This window comes from Variibacter gotjawalensis, from assembly GCF_002355335.1.
GTDB lineage: Bacteria > Pseudomonadota > Alphaproteobacteria > Rhizobiales > Xanthobacteraceae > Variibacter > Variibacter gotjawalensis.
Window position 1 is genome coordinate 4190554 of sequence record NZ_AP014946.1, and the last position, 17001, is coordinate 4207554.

Below are 17001 nucleotides of genomic sequence, written 5' to 3' on the forward strand. Positions count from 1 at the left end.
CCATCTCCTCCCTGCATTTGGGTGCGGCACTATTCTGCGCTACACCCCTCCGACCCGAGGGCCAGACGAATGAGTGACGATATCCCGTTTCAGAAGAAATTTAACCTCGCGCCAGGCGTTGTCGACGAAGTGCTGCCAGGCATTCGCCGCATCGTCGCGCCCAATCCGGGACCGTTCACGTTCACCGGAACCGTGACCTACATCCTCGGCCACGGCAACGTCGCCATCATCGATCCAGGGCCGGACAGCCCGGAGCATGTCGCAAAAGTGCTGCAAGCGATCGAAGGCGAGACGCTCACGCACGTCTTCATCACGCATACGCATCGCGACCACTCGCCGGGTTTGCGTCACGTGAAGGCGAAGTTCGACGTACCGGCTTATGGCGAAGGCCCGCACCGCGCATCGCGCCCGCTGCATGAGTTCGAGACGACGATCGACGTCGGCGGCGACCAGGATTTCAAACCCGACGTCGTCATTCGTGACGGCGACGTGATCAAGGGTGACGGCTGGGCGCTCGAAGCTGTCGCGACTCCGGGCCACACGGCGAACCACATGGCCTTCGCGCTGCAGGGCACAGACATTCTTTTCTCCGGCGATCACGTGATGGGCTGGTCGACCTCGATCGTCGCGCCGCCGGACGGCTCGATGCAGGATTACATGGCATCGCTTGCCAAACTGCGTGAGCGCAACGAAGACCTTTACCTTCCGGGTCACGGCGGCGAAGTGCGTGATGCGCGCCGCTACGTGAAGCATTTCGTCGCGCACCGCAAAGCGCGCGAAACATCGATCCTGAAAAACCTCTCTGAGACGCCGACCGATATCCCATCGCTGGTGCAGAAGATTTACGTCGGCCTCGATCAGCGTCTGCGCGGCGCCGCGGCGCTATCGGTCCTCGCGCATCTCGAAGATTTGGTCGCGCGCGGCGCCGTGATGACAGACGGCGAACCGTCGATCAAAGGCCTCTACCGCGCTCTCGTCTGAGGCGTCGACTCTTCGTCGATCTCATCGAGCAACGCGCGAATGCGGCGCGCATTGCTGCCCCAATCGCGATCGCCGTAGCGCGAGGCCGAACGCACGTCGACCACCGTCGACGTTCCGCTGCCGCGCACACGGATCACGATGTCGTCGCGGAAGCCCATCACGGGCGTCAACGCCACCGCCTCGATGCGCCCCTCGCGCCGCGCCGCCGTCGGCGCGCGGAAATCGACGACGCGCCATTTGCGCTTGTTCACAATGTCGAGCGCGTTTTCGTATGCTTCGAGCGGCCGCACGTCGAGCCGCAAACTTGCGACATTCGGATACGCCGCACGCTGCTGCTGCGCGACGCCCTGCCCCGGATACTCGACCGGGTTGGCGCCACGCGGGCGAATGCGTGCGATCACTTCGAAGCGCGGCGGATCGTTGGTGTCGGTCGAAATGTCCGCGATCTTCGGCAGCTTATAGCCGCGCGCGACGACGAAACCCGGATACGCCAGCAGCGCCAAACCGAGGATCAATGCCGTTACGGCGTAGCGCAAACCAGGATTGCCGTCGCGCCAGATCACGATGAAGGCGCCGAACGCATAGAGGATGCCGATCCCCGCCACCGCAAACGATGCAATCAGAATCGACTGGCCGGGCAACGTCTCGATGAATTCGCCGCGCACGAGGATGACCGCCGCAAGCGCGACCGTCAGCGCGAACAGCACAAGCCGACGCGACCACACCGCAAGGCGCGACATCGGTTCGACCGGGATGTTGCGGCGGCGCATCGATTATGTCCCGCCGCAGATTTTTCGAAGCGCGGCCCATTCATCGGCCGACAGCACTTCGCCCTTGTTGGTTCCTTTCGCGGCGGCATCGATCGTGCGCGCACGCTCCGCCGTCGCCGGATGATTGGCGAGGATCGTGATATCGCCGCCCTTGCCCGCGATGCGCTTGAGGATCGTACCGAGCGCGCGCGGGTCGCCGCCGGACTTCTCGACCAGCTGAACCGCATAAAGATCGGCCGATGCCTCGGCCTCGCGCGAATAGGCAAGCTGCAACACAGCACGCGTCGCGATGATGACGGCGCCGCCGCCGACGAAATCGCCGAGCACGAGGCCGAACAGGAACGACAATCCGCCGGCCTGCAGCACGGCGCGCATGCCATCGCGGTTGGCAACGTGGCCGATCTCATGCGCCAGCACGCCGGCGACTTCGTCGGCATTCTCCGCCTGATCGATCAAACCTTGGAAGACGTAGATGTATCCGCCCGGCAGCGCGATCGCGTTCGCCTGCTTTTGCCGGATGACGCGGACACGCAGCGGCAGCGGCAACTGCGCGGCCTGCTCCATGCGGCCAACCATACGCCCCAATGCGGCGAGCCCCGCTTTTTCGTCGTCGGCATCGCCGCACTCGAACTTCGCGCCGTCCTTCTTCGACCCGAACACGGTCCGCACTTGAGCATTGACCGCCTCGCCGACGCGTTTCTCGAACGCATACGGAACATATGGCGCTAGCCGCGTTGCGAGTGCCGGGATGCCGAAGATGCCGACGAGCAGCAGCGATGCCACCGCAGCCATCGCCAGCACGATGACGCGGCGGCGCGAACGGCGCTGCGTCATGCCGGAGCGATCCAGCGGGATCGAAAGATCGTCAATCGCTTTGGCAAGATCTGGGTCGCGGACTTCGATGCGCTCGAGCGAGTCGCTGTTCATCCGCGCGATGCGCAGGATGCCCTCTTGCGACGACGACTGCTCGAGTTCGCCGTATGACCAGCGCGCCAGCGTCCGCCCATCCTGAGCTTCGACCAGAAGCGAACTCGGCGTCAGCTCCAGCGTCACGTTGTGCCGCTGCGTGCTCTTGCCGTCGAAGTAAACCGCCGGGCCTCCGGTCGTCATCCTCAGAAGCCTCCGACGTCGAGCGCATCGGCGAGACCTTCGCCGAACACGCCACTCTTCTCGCCTGCCGCGATGACGCTGTCGAGCACTTCAAGTCCGGAAAATGCGGTCGTCTCAAAGCTCAAGCGCCAGAAGCGGAACGCCACCGCGGTTTGATAAAGCACCGACGTGGCGAGCAGGAAGATCGCGTAACCGAAGACGCCGGCCGCATAGGCGATGATCTGCACGCTCATCGATTGCGAGAACTTCGTCGTGAACGCTTCAGCGCCGCCGAAGAAACTCGCGAACAGCCCGAAGAACATGCCGGCAAAGGCCGAGAAGGCAATACCCATTGCCATCGTCAGCAGGATGTAACGAAAGTACACCCAGTAGACCTGTCCGTTACGAACGCTTGACGTTGCCTTGATGGGACCGATCTGCACGCCCGAAATCCACCAGCGCATCGCGATGGCGCGGAAGATCGGGTAGAGCAGTCCGCCGACAACGGCTGCCCAAACCAAAGAGCCGATAAAAAAGCCGAGCGCGGCCACCATGGCCGGATTGCGCGTGCCGAAATTCTCGAAGGCTTTTTCCAAGTCGTCAGCTTCGACCAAGTCGGCAAGCGTCGTCCAATCGATCGCAAACATTGCGCCGATCACGACGAAGGCGACAGGCGCCAGCGTCACCAACCAAATCAGAATGCCGCGGAAGAAAAGACTCGTGCCCGATCCGGTAAACGAGCCGCTCAGGTTTCCGAAATGCGTGTTGCGCATTTTGTAGCGTTCGAGGTTCGCGGCCGCCCACGGATAGAGAAGCCCGAACGTCAGCAGGATCGCGATGCCCCACAGACTCGCGACGATCGCGTAACGCACCGCCGAACCTGTCTGGAATAAACGGACGCCGCGATACACCGTGCGGGTCAAGCGATAGCGCCGCGCGCGGTAGAACGCGAATTGGCCGAGCAGCGTGAAACCGAGAAAGCCGACCGTGCCTGCGTAAGGCAGGATCGAAGGCACGAGCGTGCCGACATAAATGACCGCGTTGAGCGGCAGCAGCAGCACGATCGCGAGCAGAAAGCCGATCAGCAATTCCTTCGCGGTGCCGGTGTATTCGAACGTATCGCCGGCGATCTCGGTGTTTCCCCAGAGATAGCGGCGAATGTCGGTCGTCAGCCAGAAGCGATAGATGCCGAGTGTGAGCAACATGAAGATGTTGCCGCGCACCAACATGCCAAAAAACGCTCCCTCGCGGCCGAGGAAGCGTCCCATGGGTGCGATCGCTGGCGCGGGTGGCGGCGGTGGAGGCGGCGCGGGCGGCTCACCAGGTGGTTGACCCGAAGCTCCGCCACTCCACGGACCGCCAACCGGTCCGGCCTGATCGTATGTCGTCATGCAGTCCCCAGAAAGACCGGGCTGTTACGCCCGGCCCCGATCAACCTATTCGGCCGCTGTCGCAGTCGGCAATGTGTAATCCTTGAACTGATCGCGCAGCGCCGTCTTGAGAATCTTGCCGGTAGCCGTATGCGGAATCTCAGGCACGAATGTGACATCGTCCGGCATCCACCATTTGGCGATTTTGCCGTCCATGTAACCGAGAATTTCTTCTTTCGTCGGATTCTCGCCGGCCTTCGGCACGATGATCAACAGCGGGCGCTCGTCCCACTTCGGATGCACGACGCCGATGACGGCGGCTTCCGCCACCTTCGGGTGACCGACCGCGAGATTTTCGAGATCGATCGACGAGATCCACTCGCCGCCCGACTTGATGACGTCCTTCGAACGATCCGTGATCTGCATCGTGCCGAACGGGTCGATCGTCGCCACGTCGCCCGTGTCGAAGTAGCCGTCCTTGTCGAGAACCTTGCCGCCCTCTTCCTTGAAGTAACCCTTCGCGACCGCGACGCCGCGCACTTTCAGGCGACCGAACGTCTTGCCGTCCCACGGCAGATCTTTATCGGAATCGTCGACGATCTTCATCTCGACGCCGAACGGTGACGAACCTTGCTTTGCCTTGACGGCGAGCACGTCCTTCTTGCTGAACGTGCCGTAGTCCGGCTTGATCGAGCAGACCGAACCGATCGGACTCATCTCGGTCATGCCCCAGGCATGCGCGACATCGACGCCGTAAACTTCCTCGAACTTCTCGATCATCGCGGGCGGGCAAGCCGAGCCGCCGATCAACACACGGCGCAGCGTCGAGAGCTTGAGATTGTTCGTCTCCATATGCGCAAGCAGCATGAGCCAGATCGTCGGCACCGCCGCCGTCATCGTCACTTTCTCGCCTTCGAGCAGATTGTAGATCGACTCGCCGTCGAGCTTCATGCCCGGCAGCACGAGCTTGCAGCCGGACATCGGCGCCGAGAATGCGATCGACCAGCCATTCGCGTGGAAAAACGGGACCACCGGCATGATCGAGTCGCGCACCGAGAGATCGAACGCATCCGGCGCAATCGCGGACATCGAGTGAATGACGTTCGAGCGGTGCGAGTAGACAACGCCCTTCGGATTACCGGTGGTGCCGGACGTGTAGCACATGCCGCAAGCCGCGTTTTCGTCGACCGTGACCCACTCGAAATCGCCGTCCGCTTCGTTGAGCCACTCCTCATACGGCACTGCGTTTTTCAGCGCAGTTTGCGGCATGTGAGCCGCGTCCGTGAAAATGACGTATTTTTCGACAGTCTTGAGCTCGGCCTGCAGCTTCTCCATCAACGGCACAAACGTCAGGTCGAGGAACATAAGCTTATCCTCGGCGTGATTGACGATGTAGATGATCTGTTCGGCAAAAAGGCGCGGATTCACTGTGTGATAGACAGCTCCAACGCCCGTGATACCGTACCATGATTCGAGATGCCGCCATGTGTTCCAGGCCAGCGTCCCAACTCGGTCGCCTTCTTTGATGCCTTCTTGCTGTAGCCGTTGCGCAACCTTCAACGCTCGTGTCCGCACTTCGGCATATGTCGTGCGATGGATGGGCCCTTCGACGGAGCGCGACACGACTTCGCGGTTGCCATGCTGAATCGCCGCGTGATCGATAATGCGATGGCACAACAGCGGCCAGTCTTGCATCAAACCTTGCATATCGTTTTCTCCCAAAACGCTCCGACAGTCACAATCGGTAAGCTTCTTACTGACGGTTTTACTGCGGTGGCGCGCCGAAGCAAGCGGGTAACGCGCTCGTTTGGCAGGCAAAATGCGGCCGCAGGGCTGCTGGCCCTAACGGCGCTCGCTGTCGTGCTCGCGGCGCTGACCGGAACCGCCGATGCGCGCCGCAGCAATCGCGGCAAGCCGGAAGCAAAGTCCGCGATGCTGCCGTCGACGGCGCCGTTCCCGCGCCCCCGCCCCGGCAATGGCCGCGCGAAGGCGAACGTGATGCCGGCCGCGCCGGCAGAGCGCGGAACCACGATGTCGATGATCCGCGTCCCGGAGCCGCAATGGCCGGGCTCGCCATCGGCAGCAGCACCCGCTCGCGCCGCACCGGAAGCATTGCCGCCGACACGTCAGCAGGTCGAACCGACCCGCCCGCCGCTCGACCGCGCGCCGCCGATCGACGCCGAGACGGCGACCAGCGTGAACGAAGCGGACTGCGTGAAGCGTCTCAACCAAGTCGCGGTCATCAGCGACATCCCGGCGATCCAGGGTCCCGGCTCCTGCGGCGTCCCGGATGCGGTGAGCGTCGAAGGCATCAAGACGCGCAACGGCCGCATCATCGAATTCAAGCCGCACGCGCAATTGCGCTGCGGCGTCGCCGAAGCCGTCGTCCGTTGGATGCGCGACGACATCGCGCCGAGCCTGGAGAGCGGCTCGCCGCTGCGGAGCGTGATGGTCGCAGCGTCGTATCACTGCCGCGCGCGCAACAACATTCGCGGCGCGCGTCTCTCGCAGCACGGCCTCGGCATGGCGATGGACGTCCGCGCTTTTAAACTCGCCGACGGCACCGAGCTGGAGCCGACCAGTTCGAGCGTGCCGAAAGCACTGCGCACGCGCTGGCGCGAAACCGCCTGCGAGCGCTTCTCGACCGTGCTCGGGCCGGGTTCCGACGGCTTTCATGAAAACCACGTGCACGTCGACCTGACGGTTCGCCGCAGCAACAGTTCGCTGTGCCGCTGGAACATCTATGGCGCCGACACACCCGCCATCGCGCGGGCGCCGTCGATGCCGACGTGGCCGCGCGTTGCCGCCGCGAGCGGCGAAGCGACTGCTAGCACGGGTGTCACGGCTCAAGAAAAAACGCTGACGCCGGAACTGCCGCCCGGCACGCAGCGGAGCGGCCGGCATTCGCGCCGCGATTCACGGCGTGAGGATCGCGCCAATGCGCGCGCGGCCCGTGCCGAAGAACGCAAGGCCCGCGAGGAGAAACGCCGCGACGTACGATCGTCCCGGCGTGACTCCGGCGCCGCTAGCCCGCCTGCCGCTGCTGAGACGCCGGCGCGCGGGGGACGATCGGCGTCAATGCGCCGAGACCAAGCACATTCTCGGCGAACGTCCCGCCAGCAAGAGCGCGAACTTCGCCGCGATTCGGTGCAATAATCTGCAGGCCGACCGGCAATCCTTCGCTCGTGAAGCCGCACGGGATCGATAGCGCCGGGCAGCACGCGAGCGTTGCCGCATAAACGATCGCAAGCCAATCGATATAAGTCTCGAACTCGACGCCGGCGCATCGGGCGAGATAGCGCTCTTCGATCGGGAACGCCGCGACGATCGTCGACGGACAAAGCAGCAAGTCGTATTTCTCGAAAAAGTCGCGCATACGGTTCATCAGCGTGACGCGCTGCGCTTGCGCCTTGCTGATCTCGTCGATCGTCAGCGCGAGCCCCTTCTCGATATTCCAGATGACTTCCGGCTTGAGCAGATCGCGATGTTCACGCATCAACTTTGCGCGTCCAGTTGCGAACGACAATGCGCGCAGCGTCTGAAAACACTCGTGAGCTTCCGACAAATCCGGATGCGCCTCCTCAACGATCACGCCCTCGCCCGCCAGTTTCTGCGCTGCAGCCCGTGTGATCTTGGCAACTTCGGGGTCGACCGGCGTGATGCCGAGATCTTTCGAATAGGCAACGCGTTTCGGTTTCCAGCCGGATTGCGCGGCCTTCAGGAATTGCCCCTCGACCGTCGGCAGCGAGAGCGGGTCACCCGCATGCTCGCCCGCCATTGCGTCGAGCAGCAGTGCGAGATCCTCGACGTTGCGTGCCATCGGGCCTTCGACACCGAGCGTTCCGTCGACCTGAACACCCGGCGTGTGGGCGACGCGCCCGATCGACGGCCGCAGCCCGACGACGCCGCAAAACGAAGCCGGATTGCGCAGCGAGCCACCCATGTCGGAGCCGTGCGCGAGCCACGCGGTACCGCTCGCCAGCGCCGCCGCGGCACCGCCGGACGAACCGGCCGCCGAGCGTGACGTGTTCCAGGGATTGAGCGTCGCGCCGAAAACTTCGTTGAAGGTGTTTGCGCCCGCACCAAATTCCGGCGTGTTCGATTTGGCATAAACGACGCCGCCATTCTCTTCCAAACGTTCGACCAGAATGTTCGACTTCGCCGGAATGTTCTTCGCGAAGATCGGCGAACCGTGCGTCGTCAGCACGCCTTCGACCTCGGTCAAGTCTTTGATCGGCACCGGCAGCCCGGCCAATATGCCGCGCTCCGCCGCCGGAAGTTTCATCAGACGGTCCGCATGCGCCCGCGCACGCTCGAAACACAATGTCGGCAAAGCGTTGACGGCAGGATCGACCTCAGCGATGCGCGCCTCGAGAGCAGCCAGCAGATCGTGCGGCGTGATGTCCCCGCGCCGCAACATGGCGACGACACTGCGTGCATCTTTTGTGATCAATTCGGCTGCGGCCATCGCGGCGTCTCCTATTCTCGTTGCGTCTATTAGGCGCACACCCGCAGGTTTTCGCAATGCCGCAAGGCTGCAGACCACCAACGCGGCGGCGAAATTATCCTTTCACATGACATTTTCGCGAGGCGGGGTGCACGCTCTATGCGTTGTGTGTTACGCATGGCGCCAACAAACATAACGCGTTAGAGCGCGACACCCACGGGGGAAACATGGCCGTCGATGCACTTGGCGTCGAGCCGTCCCAATCTACGACAGTCAATCGCGATGCCGTCCGTGCTCAGCGAACGCGCACGGCGTTGCGCTGGCTATGGTCGGGCAGCCTTCTCGCGATCCTCACCTTCCTGGTGCTCTACCCCGTCACGATGCTGTTGCTCGGCGCGGTCACCAACGCAAATCCGGTCGTTGACGGCTTCGCGAATTTCACCGTCTCGGCCAAGAATTTCGTCGAGGTCCTCAGCAATCCGAACGTTCACGCCGCGCTCGCCAACTCGCTGATCGCCTGCGGCGGCGGCACCGCACTCGCGGTCGTTATCGGCCTCACTTTCTCGTGGATCGTCGTTCGCACCAACACGCCGTGCAAGCGCCTCATCGCCGCCGCCAGCATGCTGCCGCTGTTCGTGCCGCCGCTCGTCGGCGGTGTCGCCTGGGCGATCCTTGCGTCGCCGAAGACCGGCCTCTTGAACACGATCATGAACGGGATGGGCATTCCGTTCCGCTTCAACGTCTATTCGATGACGGGCCTCATCGTCATCTTCGGCATCTACTACGCCCCTTACGTCTACATGTTCACGGCATCGGCGCTGCGGAACATGGACCCGGCACTCGAAGAAGCCGCCGAAGTCTCCGGCGCCAGCGCCTTCTCGACGCTCTTCACCGTCACCTTCCCGCTCATCATGCCGGCGATCATCTCCGGCATGCTGCTGTCGTTCATCGTGATGCTCGGCATTTACGGCATTCCGGCCGTACTCGGCACGCCGGCCGATATCCCGGTGCTGACGACCTACATCTTCAAGCTCACTAATTGGTCGCCGCCGCTTTATTCCACCGCCGCCGCCGTCGCGATCATACTGATGGTCGTGACCGGCTTCCTCGTTTGGCTTCAGCAGAAGGTGCTCTCCGGCCGCAGCTATACGACGGTCGCCGGCAAGGCGTTTCGCCCGCGCGCGCTCAATCTCGGGCCGTGGCGTTTCCTCACGCTCGGCCTCGCGATCCTCTATCTCTTCGTCGTCGTGATCCTGCCGATGCTGGCGCTCGTCATCGCATCGCTGCGCCGCTTCCTCTTCATCCGCGACTTCCAGGCGCTCATCAACTGGAAGCAATATTCGCTGATCCACTACGAGAAGCTGTTCGAAAATCCGCTTACGATGCGCTCCCTCATCAACACGATGGAGGTCGGCTTCACGACCGCGATTATCGGCGGCGCGCTCGCGTTCGCGATCGGCTACACGATCAACCGCACGCAGATGCCGGGCCGCCGGATGATCGACATGATCTCGACGCTGCCGGTCGCGATCCCGGGCCTCGTCGTCGGTGTCGCGTATCTCTGGGCGTGGATCGGCCTGCCGGGCGGCCTCTACGGCACGATGTGGATTCTCGCGCTCGCCTTCATCGCGCGCTTCATGCCGGACACCGTCAAAGCGCTCTCGACGTCGCTGATGCAGATCCATCGCGAACTTGAAGAAGCCGCTTGGATCTGCGGCAAGAGCCTCATGGGCACCATCCGCACCATCGTGCTGCCGCTCGCGCGTCCCGGCGTCATCGCCGCGATGACGCTGCTCTTCATCCTGGCGATCCGCGAACTCGGATCGTCGCTGTTCCTCTACACGAGCCAGACGATGGTCATGGCGGTGCTGCTGCTCGACTACTACGAGGGCGGCAACGTCGGCATCACGGCCGCTTTCAGCATCGTGCAGATCATTCTACTCGCCGTACTCGTCGGCGTTGCCAACCTGCTCTCGCGTGGCGGTGCCAGCGGCGGCAGCATGGGCCGCGCCGGATAAAATTCGAACGAACAAAGAAACGACAAGAGGGAGTCTCACATGAAAAAACACATCGATCGCCGTAGCGCGCTGAAAGTGATCGCCGGCGCAGCCTCGCTGCCCGCCGTCGCCTCGCTCGCACCGACCTCAGCATCCGCTCAAGCGCAATTCGGATCGAACGAGATCATCGAGGGCGCGAAGAAGGAAGGCCGTCTCGTTTACTACACGGCTGACTTCATCGAGACCGAGCAGGAAGTCATCAAGCAGTTCAACAAGCGCTTCCCGTTCGTGCGCGTCGAAATGGTGCGCGCGCCGGGCGGCCAGCTCATCACCCGCATTCGCACCGAAGCGTCCGCCGGCAAGCTGCTCGCCGACGTCGTCAATCACTCGGATCGCGGCTTGATGCTGACGATCGAGGACCTCTTCCAGGATTACGCACCGCCGAACGCGAAGGATTATCGCGAGGACCTTCTCGTCTCGCCGAAATTCTGGCCGCGCTCGACGCTCGGCTGGGCGATCTCTTACAACACCGAGCTGACGAAGAATCCGCCGAAGTCCTGGATGGATCTTACCAAGCCCGAATACAACAACAAGCAGATCGGCCAAGTCATCGCGCCGTCCGGCGGCACGACGTGGACTCGCGTGATGTTCGAGCGTGAAGTGCTTGGGGAGGACTATCACAAGAAGCAGGCCGCAACGGCACCGTCGCTCTATCCGTCCGGCGCCCCGCTCTCCGACGCCGTCGTGCGCGGCGAAGTCTCGATCGCTCCACTGCTCTACAACATCATCTACGTGAAGAAGCGCGATGGCGCGCCGGTTGAAATCTTCTTCCCGCCTGAAGGCGTGCCGGTGAACCCCTACGCGACCGGCATCACCAAGACGTCGGCGAACCCGAATGCCGCGAAGCTGTTCATGAACTGGCTGCTCTCGGAAGAAGCGCAGACCTTCATGATCAAGGAGCAAGGCAACCTCACGGGCCTCAAGAAGATGCCGGTCAATCCGCCGGGCTTCGATCCCGCCAAGGTGAAGCTGTGGGTGCCGGATTTCGGCCGCTACGCGAAGAACCGCGACGCTTGGGTCGAAGAGTGGAACAAGACCTACAACTACCGCCAGTGAGGTGGTCATCCCGGAAGCCGCAAGTCTCGCGCAGCGAGATGCGGCTGTCCGGGATCCATACTCACAGAACTAAGTTGGACGCAGGGCTTATGGATCCCGGCCCTCACCCACCGCGCAAGCGCGGTGATGTTCGGCCGGGATGACCAGCAGAACGAGACGAAAACAAATGTCCGAAGAACTCAAAGTCGAGCGTCTGCGCAAAGTCTTCTCGGTCGGCCGTCCGGCGATCGACGACGTGAGCTTCAAGGTCGCGGCCGGCGAAATCGTCGTGCTGCTCGGCCCGTCCGGCTGCGGCAAGACGACGACATTGCGCTGCGTTGCAGGCCTTGAACATCCGACCGAGGGCATCATTTCGATTGGCAAGGATGTCGTCTCCGCACCGGAACGCGGCATCTTGATGCCGCCGCGTCATCGCAACATCGGCATGGTGTTTCAATCTTACGCCGTGTGGCCGCATATGACGGTGCGTCAGAACGTTGCCTTCCCGCTTAAGCACCGCAAGACACCGCGCGGTGAGACCAACAAGAAGGTCGACGAAGCGCTCGCGATCGTCGGCCTCTCCGAATATTCCGAGCGTCCGGTCGTTGCATTGTCCGGCGGGCAGATGCAGCGCGTCGCGCTCGCCCGCAGCCTCGTCTATCAGCCGCGCCTGCTGCTGCTCGACGAGCCGCTCTCGAACCTCGACGCGAAACTTCGCTTGCGCCTGCGCGACGATCTGCGCCGCATCATCAAGCAGACCAACGTCACGGCGATTTACGTCACGCACGATCAGGCCGAAGCCGTCGTTCTCGGCGATCGCATCGGCGTCATGCGCGACGGCAAGATGCTGCAGCTCGCGAGCCCGCAGGACATCTACAACACGCCCGCCGATTTGTTCGTGGCGAACTTCACCGGCGCGTCGAACCAAATCGACGGCAAAGTCATAGAGCGCTCCGGCAACGAAGGGCTCGTCGAGACCAAATCCGGCGAGCGCTTGCGCGCGACGCTACCCGCCGCGCTGCAAACCGGCTCGCCCGTCAAGATCGCGCTGCGCCCGGAGGCTATTCGTCTCGGCGGCGGCGGTGACACCAACATCTTCACCGCAAAGGTCGCCGACTGCCGCTACCATGGCACGCAGACTGTCTACGATCTCGCTGTCTTCGGCGGCAAACTCGAAGCGCTCGAACTCGGCACCGAGGTGCGTTACCCGGTCGGCTCCGAGGTCAAGATCGCGCTGCCGCCCTCGCTGCTGTGGGGCTACGCCGCGAACGAAACGTCCGGCTCCGAGCATTAGTTCTCTGCGGTTCCACTAGCGCACGTTCTTGAAACGTGGACACGTTTTCTAAGCTTGAATTAGCCCACGTTACCCCTGCGTCATGGCCCGCTTCATGCGGGCCATCCACGTCTTTGTTGCATGATAGAATAGTAGGTCGTGGATGGCCCGGACAAGCCGGGCCATGACGATCGCGATGATCTGTGCTTGGTTTGTCGGCAGCGCTGCTTGCAGATCACTCCGCTCGCATCCCGGCGAACTTCACCACCTTTTCCCACTTCTCGATCTCGTCCGTCATGAACTGGCGGAAGCCGGCCGCATCCAACGGCATCGGCGTTCCTGCCATCTGCGTGATCCGCTCTACGATCTTCGGCTCGGCGACCGCCGCCATGACTCCGCGCGATAAAATCTCGATCACGGCCGGCGGCGTTTTCGCCGTCGTACACACGCCATGCCATCCACCAGTCTCGTAGCCCGGCAACTCGTCGGAAATCGGCGGAACATCCGGCATCGAGGCAATGCGCTCTTTCGACGTCACACCGAGCGCGCGGATCTTGCCGGCGGCGGCAAGCTCCATCGCTTCGGCGGCAGGCCCGATGACGACATCGATCTGCCCGCCCATGAGTGCCGCAATCGCCGGCGCGCCGCCGCGGAACGGCACGACCAGCATCTCGATGCCGGCCAGCATCTTGAACAATTCGCCATACGCATGTTGCGACGAACCGTTGCCGCCGGTGCCGATCGAAAGTTTGCCGGGATTTTTCTTCGCGTAAGCGACAAGCTCGCCGACTGTTTTCGCCGGCACCGAATTGGCCACGACCAACAGCCCCGGGGCGCGCATGATGCCGGCGACGGGCGCAAGATCGCGCATCGTATCGAACGGCAGATTCTTGTAGAGCGCCGCGTTGATCGCATTCGTCGTTGTGGTTTGCAGCAGCGTGTATCCGTCCGGCTCCGCGCGCGCGACCGACTCGGTACCGACGTTGCCGCCCGCCCCCGCACGATTCTCGATGACGAATGCCTGTCCCAATCGCTCGGCGAGACGCTGCGCGATCAGCCGCGCCGTCATGTCGGTGATGCCGCCCGGTGCAAAGCCGACGACCCATTTCACCGGGCGCGCCGGATAAGCCTGCGCAAAAGCCGAACGCGTGATCGCCGGCATCGCCAGCGTTGCGCCTGCAAGACCGAGCAAGCGGCGACGGTGCAGCATGGGATCCTCCCTTATTTTTGCGAAACGATCCCCCAAACTTGAGCTCTTGTCTACGATGCGGGCCGCATTGCAGGCGCGCGCGACCCTTGCGACAATGCCGCATGATCAAAGCTCCCTATGGTTCCTGGAATTCGCCGATCACTTCCGACCTCATCGTCGCGGGTTCGATCGGCCTCAACGAAATCCGCCTCGATGGTGACGCCGTCTATTGGGTCGAAGGCCGCCCGCAAGAACAAGGCCGCAACGTCATCGTCCGCGTTGACGGCGACGCGCGCATCGACGTGACGCAGAAGCCGTTCAGCGCGCGCACGCGCGTGCACGAATACGGCGGCGGCGCGTGGACGGTCGACAACGGCGTCATCTACTTCTCGAATTTCTCCGATGGAGTTTTGTATCGGCAGAAAGGCAACGCGAAGCCCGAAGCGCTGACGCCCGCGCCCGCCGAGAAAGGCAAAGGTTGGCGCTTCGCCGACGGCATTATCGATCGCAAGCGCAATCTGTGGATCGGCGTCGGCGAGGATCACACCGCCGGCAACGCGCATCCGGAGAATTACATCGTCGCGGTCGATCTCGCGAACGCGCCATCCGCGCCGCGCATCATCGCTCGCGGACACGATTTCTACGCATCGCCGAAACTCTCGCCGGACGGAGAACATCTCGTCTATCTGTGGTGGGATCATCCCAACATGCCGTGGAACGGCACGACGTTGGAAAGCGTCGCGCTCGACGCGAGCGGCGCGCCGCAGGGCGAACCACGCACCATCGCGGGCGGCGTCGCGGAGTCGATCTTCCAGCCCGAATGGCTGCCGGACGGCTCCGGCGTACTCTTCGTCTCCGACAAGAGCGGTTGGTGGAACTTCTACACCTACGATCTCGCGACAGCGAAGACGCGCGCGATTTGCCCGAAGGACACCGAATTCGGCTTGCCGCAGTGGGTGTTCGGCCTCTCGACTTACGCCTTCGTCGATGCGCAGCGCATCGTCTGCACCTACAGCGAAGGCGGCCTCGGCAAACTCGCGACTCTCGACCTCGCCGGCGGCACGCTTGCGCCGATCGCGCTGCCCTACTCCGCCTTCGGTTCGATCCGCGCCAACCAAAATACGGTCGTCTTCCGCGCCGGCGCGTCCGACAAACCCGTGAGTTTCGTTCGCCTCGAACTCGCAAGCGGCGAACACACGGTGCTCGCGAAAGCGACCGAGCTCGCCGATCGGCCGCAGATCGCCGCATGTCTCTCGATGGCCGAACCCATCGAATACCCGACCGAGAACGGCCTCGCCGCTTTCGCGCTTTTCTATCCGCCGAAGAATGCCGAATACGAAGCGCCGGCCGGCGAGCAGCCGCCGCTCGTCGTGATGGTGCACGGCGGTCCGACATCGGCGGCGCAGAGCGCACTGTCGCTCGGCATTCAATACTGGACGAGTCGCGGCATCGCTGTGCTCGACGTGAATTACGGCGGCTCCACCGGCTTCGGCCGCGCCTATCGCGACCGGCTGCATCTCTCGTGGGGCGTCGTCGATGTCGACGACTGCGTCAACGGCGCGAAGTACCTCGCCGCGCAAGGCCGCGTCGACGGTGGGCGGTGCGTCATCACGGGCGGCAGCGCGGGCGGCTATACGACGCTCGCGGCGCTTGCCTTCCGCGATTTCTTCCAAGGCGGCGGCAGCCATTACGGCGTCAGCGATGCGGCTGCGCTAGCGGCCGACACACACAAATTCGAGTCCCGCTACATGGATTGGCTCATCGGGCCTTACCCGCAGGAAGCCGCGCTCTATCGCGAGCGCTCGCCGATCCATCACGTCGACAAACTCGACAAGCCGGTGATCTTTTTCCAAGGCGACGAAGACATGGTCGTGCCGCCGAACCAGACCGAGATGATGGTCGACGCGCTGCGCGCCAAGGGCAACGCGGTCGGTTACTTCCTCTTCGCGGGCGAGCAGCACGGCTTCCGCAAGGCCGGCAACATCCAGCGCGCGCTCGATGCCGAACTTTATTTCTACGCCTTCGAGGTGTTCAGGACCGGCTTGAAATATTGAATTGGGAGCCGCAGCGCTTGCGCTCCCCTCCCCCGCAAAGCGTGGGGAGGGGTCGGGGGTGGGGGTGCTGTGAGCTTGAGAAAAAGCCCCCCACCCTGTCCCTCCCCACCACTCGCTTCGCTCGCGGGAGGGAGGGGACGACAACGTCGACGCCGAACTCTGTGCTAGCTCCGCGTCCCCAACCCCTGCATGAACCGGTCCGTGATGCGCGCGGGATCGCGGTCCGTGTAGCCGGCGGCGGGTTTATCGTCGATACGCACTGCGATGAACCACGGGCCGTCTTCCTTCAGCGCGCGATCGATCATCGCTTCGAAGCTCGCCTCGTCCTCCGCCCATGCACTCTGCTTCAAACCACACGCCTGCGCGATCGCGACATAATCCGCGCCCGCCGCAACCGCGACCGTCGGCTGACCACCGGTGACCTGAAACGCACCGTTGTCCATCACGACCGCGATGAGATTTTTCGGCTTCTGCGCCGCAATGGTCGCCAGCACGCCGAGCTGCATCAGCAACGAGCCGTCACCTTCGAGCGCGATTGCGCGACGCTGCGGCTGCGCCAGCGCGACACCGAACGCGATCGGGATCGCGAGCCCCATGCTGCCGAGCATGTAAAAATTCTGCGGACGCTGACCCGCGCAATAGAGATCGAAATTCGTATTGCCGATGCCGCCGATCACAGCTTCGTCGCCGAGCCGCGCGACCAGCCGCCGCGTCAAGTCGCTGCGATTCATCCTGT

Annotated in this window: 12 protein-coding genes and 1 pseudogene; 6 read left to right on the forward strand and 7 right to left on the reverse strand. The window is 63.2% G+C overall.

The window, feature by feature from the left end; all coding sequences use genetic code 11:
• Window positions 1-69 precede the first annotated feature (69 nt).
• Window positions 70-981 carry an MBL fold metallo-hydrolase gene (locus GJW30_RS20525; RefSeq protein ID WP_096358237.1) on the forward strand — a complete coding sequence of 304 codons (912 nt, stop codon included), beginning with the start codon at window positions 70-72 and terminating at the stop codon, window positions 979-981.
• On the opposite strand, the gene GJW30_RS20530 is transcribed toward GJW30_RS20525, so the two are convergent.
• Genes GJW30_RS20530 through GJW30_RS20545 form a run of 4 tightly spaced genes read right to left on the reverse strand, consistent with a single transcriptional unit; the run spans window position 963 to window position 5917 of the window.
• Window positions 963-1751: a DUF1499 domain-containing protein gene (locus GJW30_RS20530; RefSeq protein ID WP_096358238.1), complete on the reverse strand. Its 789-nt coding sequence runs from the start codon at window positions 1749-1751 to the stop codon at window positions 963-965. The two genes, GJW30_RS20525 and GJW30_RS20530, sit on opposite strands and share 19 nt — an antisense overlap.
• A gap of 3 nt (window positions 1752-1754) precedes the next feature.
• Complete coding sequence (locus tag GJW30_RS20535; RefSeq protein ID WP_096358239.1) at window positions 1755-2861, reverse strand: M48 family metallopeptidase; 1107 nt, start codon at window positions 2859-2861, stop codon at window positions 1755-1757.
• A 2-nt stretch (window positions 2862-2863) separates the two neighbouring features.
• On the reverse strand, window positions 2864-4231 hold the full coding sequence (locus tag GJW30_RS20540; RefSeq protein WP_096358240.1) for a YjgN family protein: 1368 nt from the start codon (window positions 4229-4231) through the stop codon (window positions 2864-2866).
• Between the two features lie 45 nt (window positions 4232-4276).
• Entirely contained in the window at window positions 4277-5917 is a 1641-nt protein-coding gene (locus GJW30_RS20545; RefSeq protein ID WP_096358241.1) for a long-chain-fatty-acid--CoA ligase, read from the reverse strand.
• 330 nt (window positions 5918-6247) lie between these two features.
• Here GJW30_RS20545 and GJW30_RS23050 point away from each other — a divergent pair.
• Window positions 6248-6883: pseudogene (locus GJW30_RS23050) on the forward strand (extensin-like domain-containing protein); the annotation flags it as partial.
• Window positions 6884-7235: 352 nt separating this feature from the next.
• Here the strand turns inward: GJW30_RS23050 and GJW30_RS20555 are convergent.
• Complete coding sequence (locus tag GJW30_RS20555) at window positions 7236-8678, reverse strand: amidase (RefSeq protein WP_096358242.1); 1443 nt, start codon at window positions 8676-8678, stop codon at window positions 7236-7238.
• A 206-nt stretch (window positions 8679-8884) separates the two neighbouring features.
• On the opposite strand from GJW30_RS20555, the gene GJW30_RS20560 reads away from it, so the two are divergent.
• From GJW30_RS20560 to GJW30_RS20570, 3 genes are all read left to right on the forward strand, one after another.
• Complete coding sequence (locus tag GJW30_RS20560; protein ID WP_096358243.1) at window positions 8885-10675, forward strand: ABC transporter permease; 1791 nt, start codon at window positions 8885-8887, stop codon at window positions 10673-10675.
• Between the two features lie 39 nt (window positions 10676-10714).
• Window positions 10715-11770 (forward strand): ABC transporter substrate-binding protein, encoded by a 1056-nt coding sequence (locus tag GJW30_RS20565; protein WP_245408578.1) that lies wholly within the window; start codon window positions 10715-10717, stop codon window positions 11768-11770.
• A gap of 166 nt (window positions 11771-11936) precedes the next feature.
• The gene (locus GJW30_RS20570) at window positions 11937-13043 is read left to right on the forward strand and encodes an ABC transporter ATP-binding protein (protein WP_096358244.1); all 1107 of its coding nucleotides are present in this window, start codon (window positions 11937-11939) and stop codon (window positions 13041-13043) included.
• Window positions 13044-13257: 214 nt separating this feature from the next.
• Here GJW30_RS20570 and GJW30_RS20575 read toward each other — a convergent pair whose 3' ends face one another.
• Window positions 13258-14232 (reverse strand): Bug family tripartite tricarboxylate transporter substrate binding protein, encoded by a 975-nt coding sequence (locus GJW30_RS20575; RefSeq protein ID WP_096358245.1) that lies wholly within the window; start codon window positions 14230-14232, stop codon window positions 13258-13260.
• Window positions 14233-14333: 101 nt separating this feature from the next.
• On the opposite strand from GJW30_RS20575, the gene GJW30_RS20580 reads away from it, so the two are divergent.
• Entirely contained in the window at window positions 14334-16265 is a 1932-nt protein-coding gene (locus tag GJW30_RS20580) for a S9 family peptidase (RefSeq protein WP_096358246.1), read from the forward strand.
• A gap of 164 nt (window positions 16266-16429) precedes the next feature.
• Here the strand turns inward: GJW30_RS20580 and GJW30_RS20585 are convergent, their stop codons facing one another.
• Window positions 16430-16996, reverse strand: coding sequence for a thiamine pyrophosphate-dependent enzyme (locus GJW30_RS20585; RefSeq protein ID WP_245408579.1), 567 nt, complete (start codon window positions 16994-16996; stop codon window positions 16430-16432).
• Between the last annotated feature and the right edge of the window lie 5 nt (window positions 16997-17001).

Excerpts from the sequence above, each read along its gene's own strand:
- GJW30_RS20525 (WP_096358237.1), top strand. The coding sequence starts at position 70 with ATGAGTGACGATATCCCGTTTCAGAAGAAATTTAACCTCGCGCCAGGC.
- GJW30_RS20530 (WP_096358238.1), bottom strand. The coding sequence starts at position 1,751 with ATGCGCCGCCGCAACATCCCGGTCGAACCGATGTCGCGCCTTGCGGTG.
- GJW30_RS20535 (WP_096358239.1), bottom strand. The coding sequence starts at position 2,861 with ATGACGACCGGAGGCCCGGCGGTTTACTTCGACGGCAAGAGCACGCAG.
- GJW30_RS20540 (WP_096358240.1), bottom strand. The coding sequence starts at position 4,231 with ATGACGACATACGATCAGGCCGGACCGGTTGGCGGTCCGTGGAGTGGC.
- GJW30_RS20545 (WP_096358241.1), bottom strand. The coding sequence starts at position 5,917 with ATGCAAGGTTTGATGCAAGACTGGCCGCTGTTGTGCCATCGCATTATC.
- GJW30_RS20555 (WP_096358242.1), bottom strand. The coding sequence starts at position 8,678 with ATGGCCGCAGCCGAATTGATCACAAAAGATGCACGCAGTGTCGTCGCC.
- GJW30_RS20560 (WP_096358243.1), top strand. The coding sequence starts at position 8,885 with ATGGCCGTCGATGCACTTGGCGTCGAGCCGTCCCAATCTACGACAGTC.
- GJW30_RS20565 (WP_245408578.1), top strand. The coding sequence starts at position 10,715 with ATGAAAAAACACATCGATCGCCGTAGCGCGCTGAAAGTGATCGCCGGC.
- GJW30_RS20570 (WP_096358244.1), top strand. The coding sequence starts at position 11,937 with ATGTCCGAAGAACTCAAAGTCGAGCGTCTGCGCAAAGTCTTCTCGGTC.
- GJW30_RS20575 (WP_096358245.1), bottom strand. The coding sequence starts at position 14,232 with ATGCTGCACCGTCGCCGCTTGCTCGGTCTTGCAGGCGCAACGCTGGCG.
- GJW30_RS20580 (WP_096358246.1), top strand. The coding sequence starts at position 14,334 with ATGATCAAAGCTCCCTATGGTTCCTGGAATTCGCCGATCACTTCCGAC.
- GJW30_RS20585 (WP_245408579.1), bottom strand. The coding sequence starts at position 16,996 with ATGAATCGCAGCGACTTGACGCGGCGGCTGGTCGCGCGGCTCGGCGAC.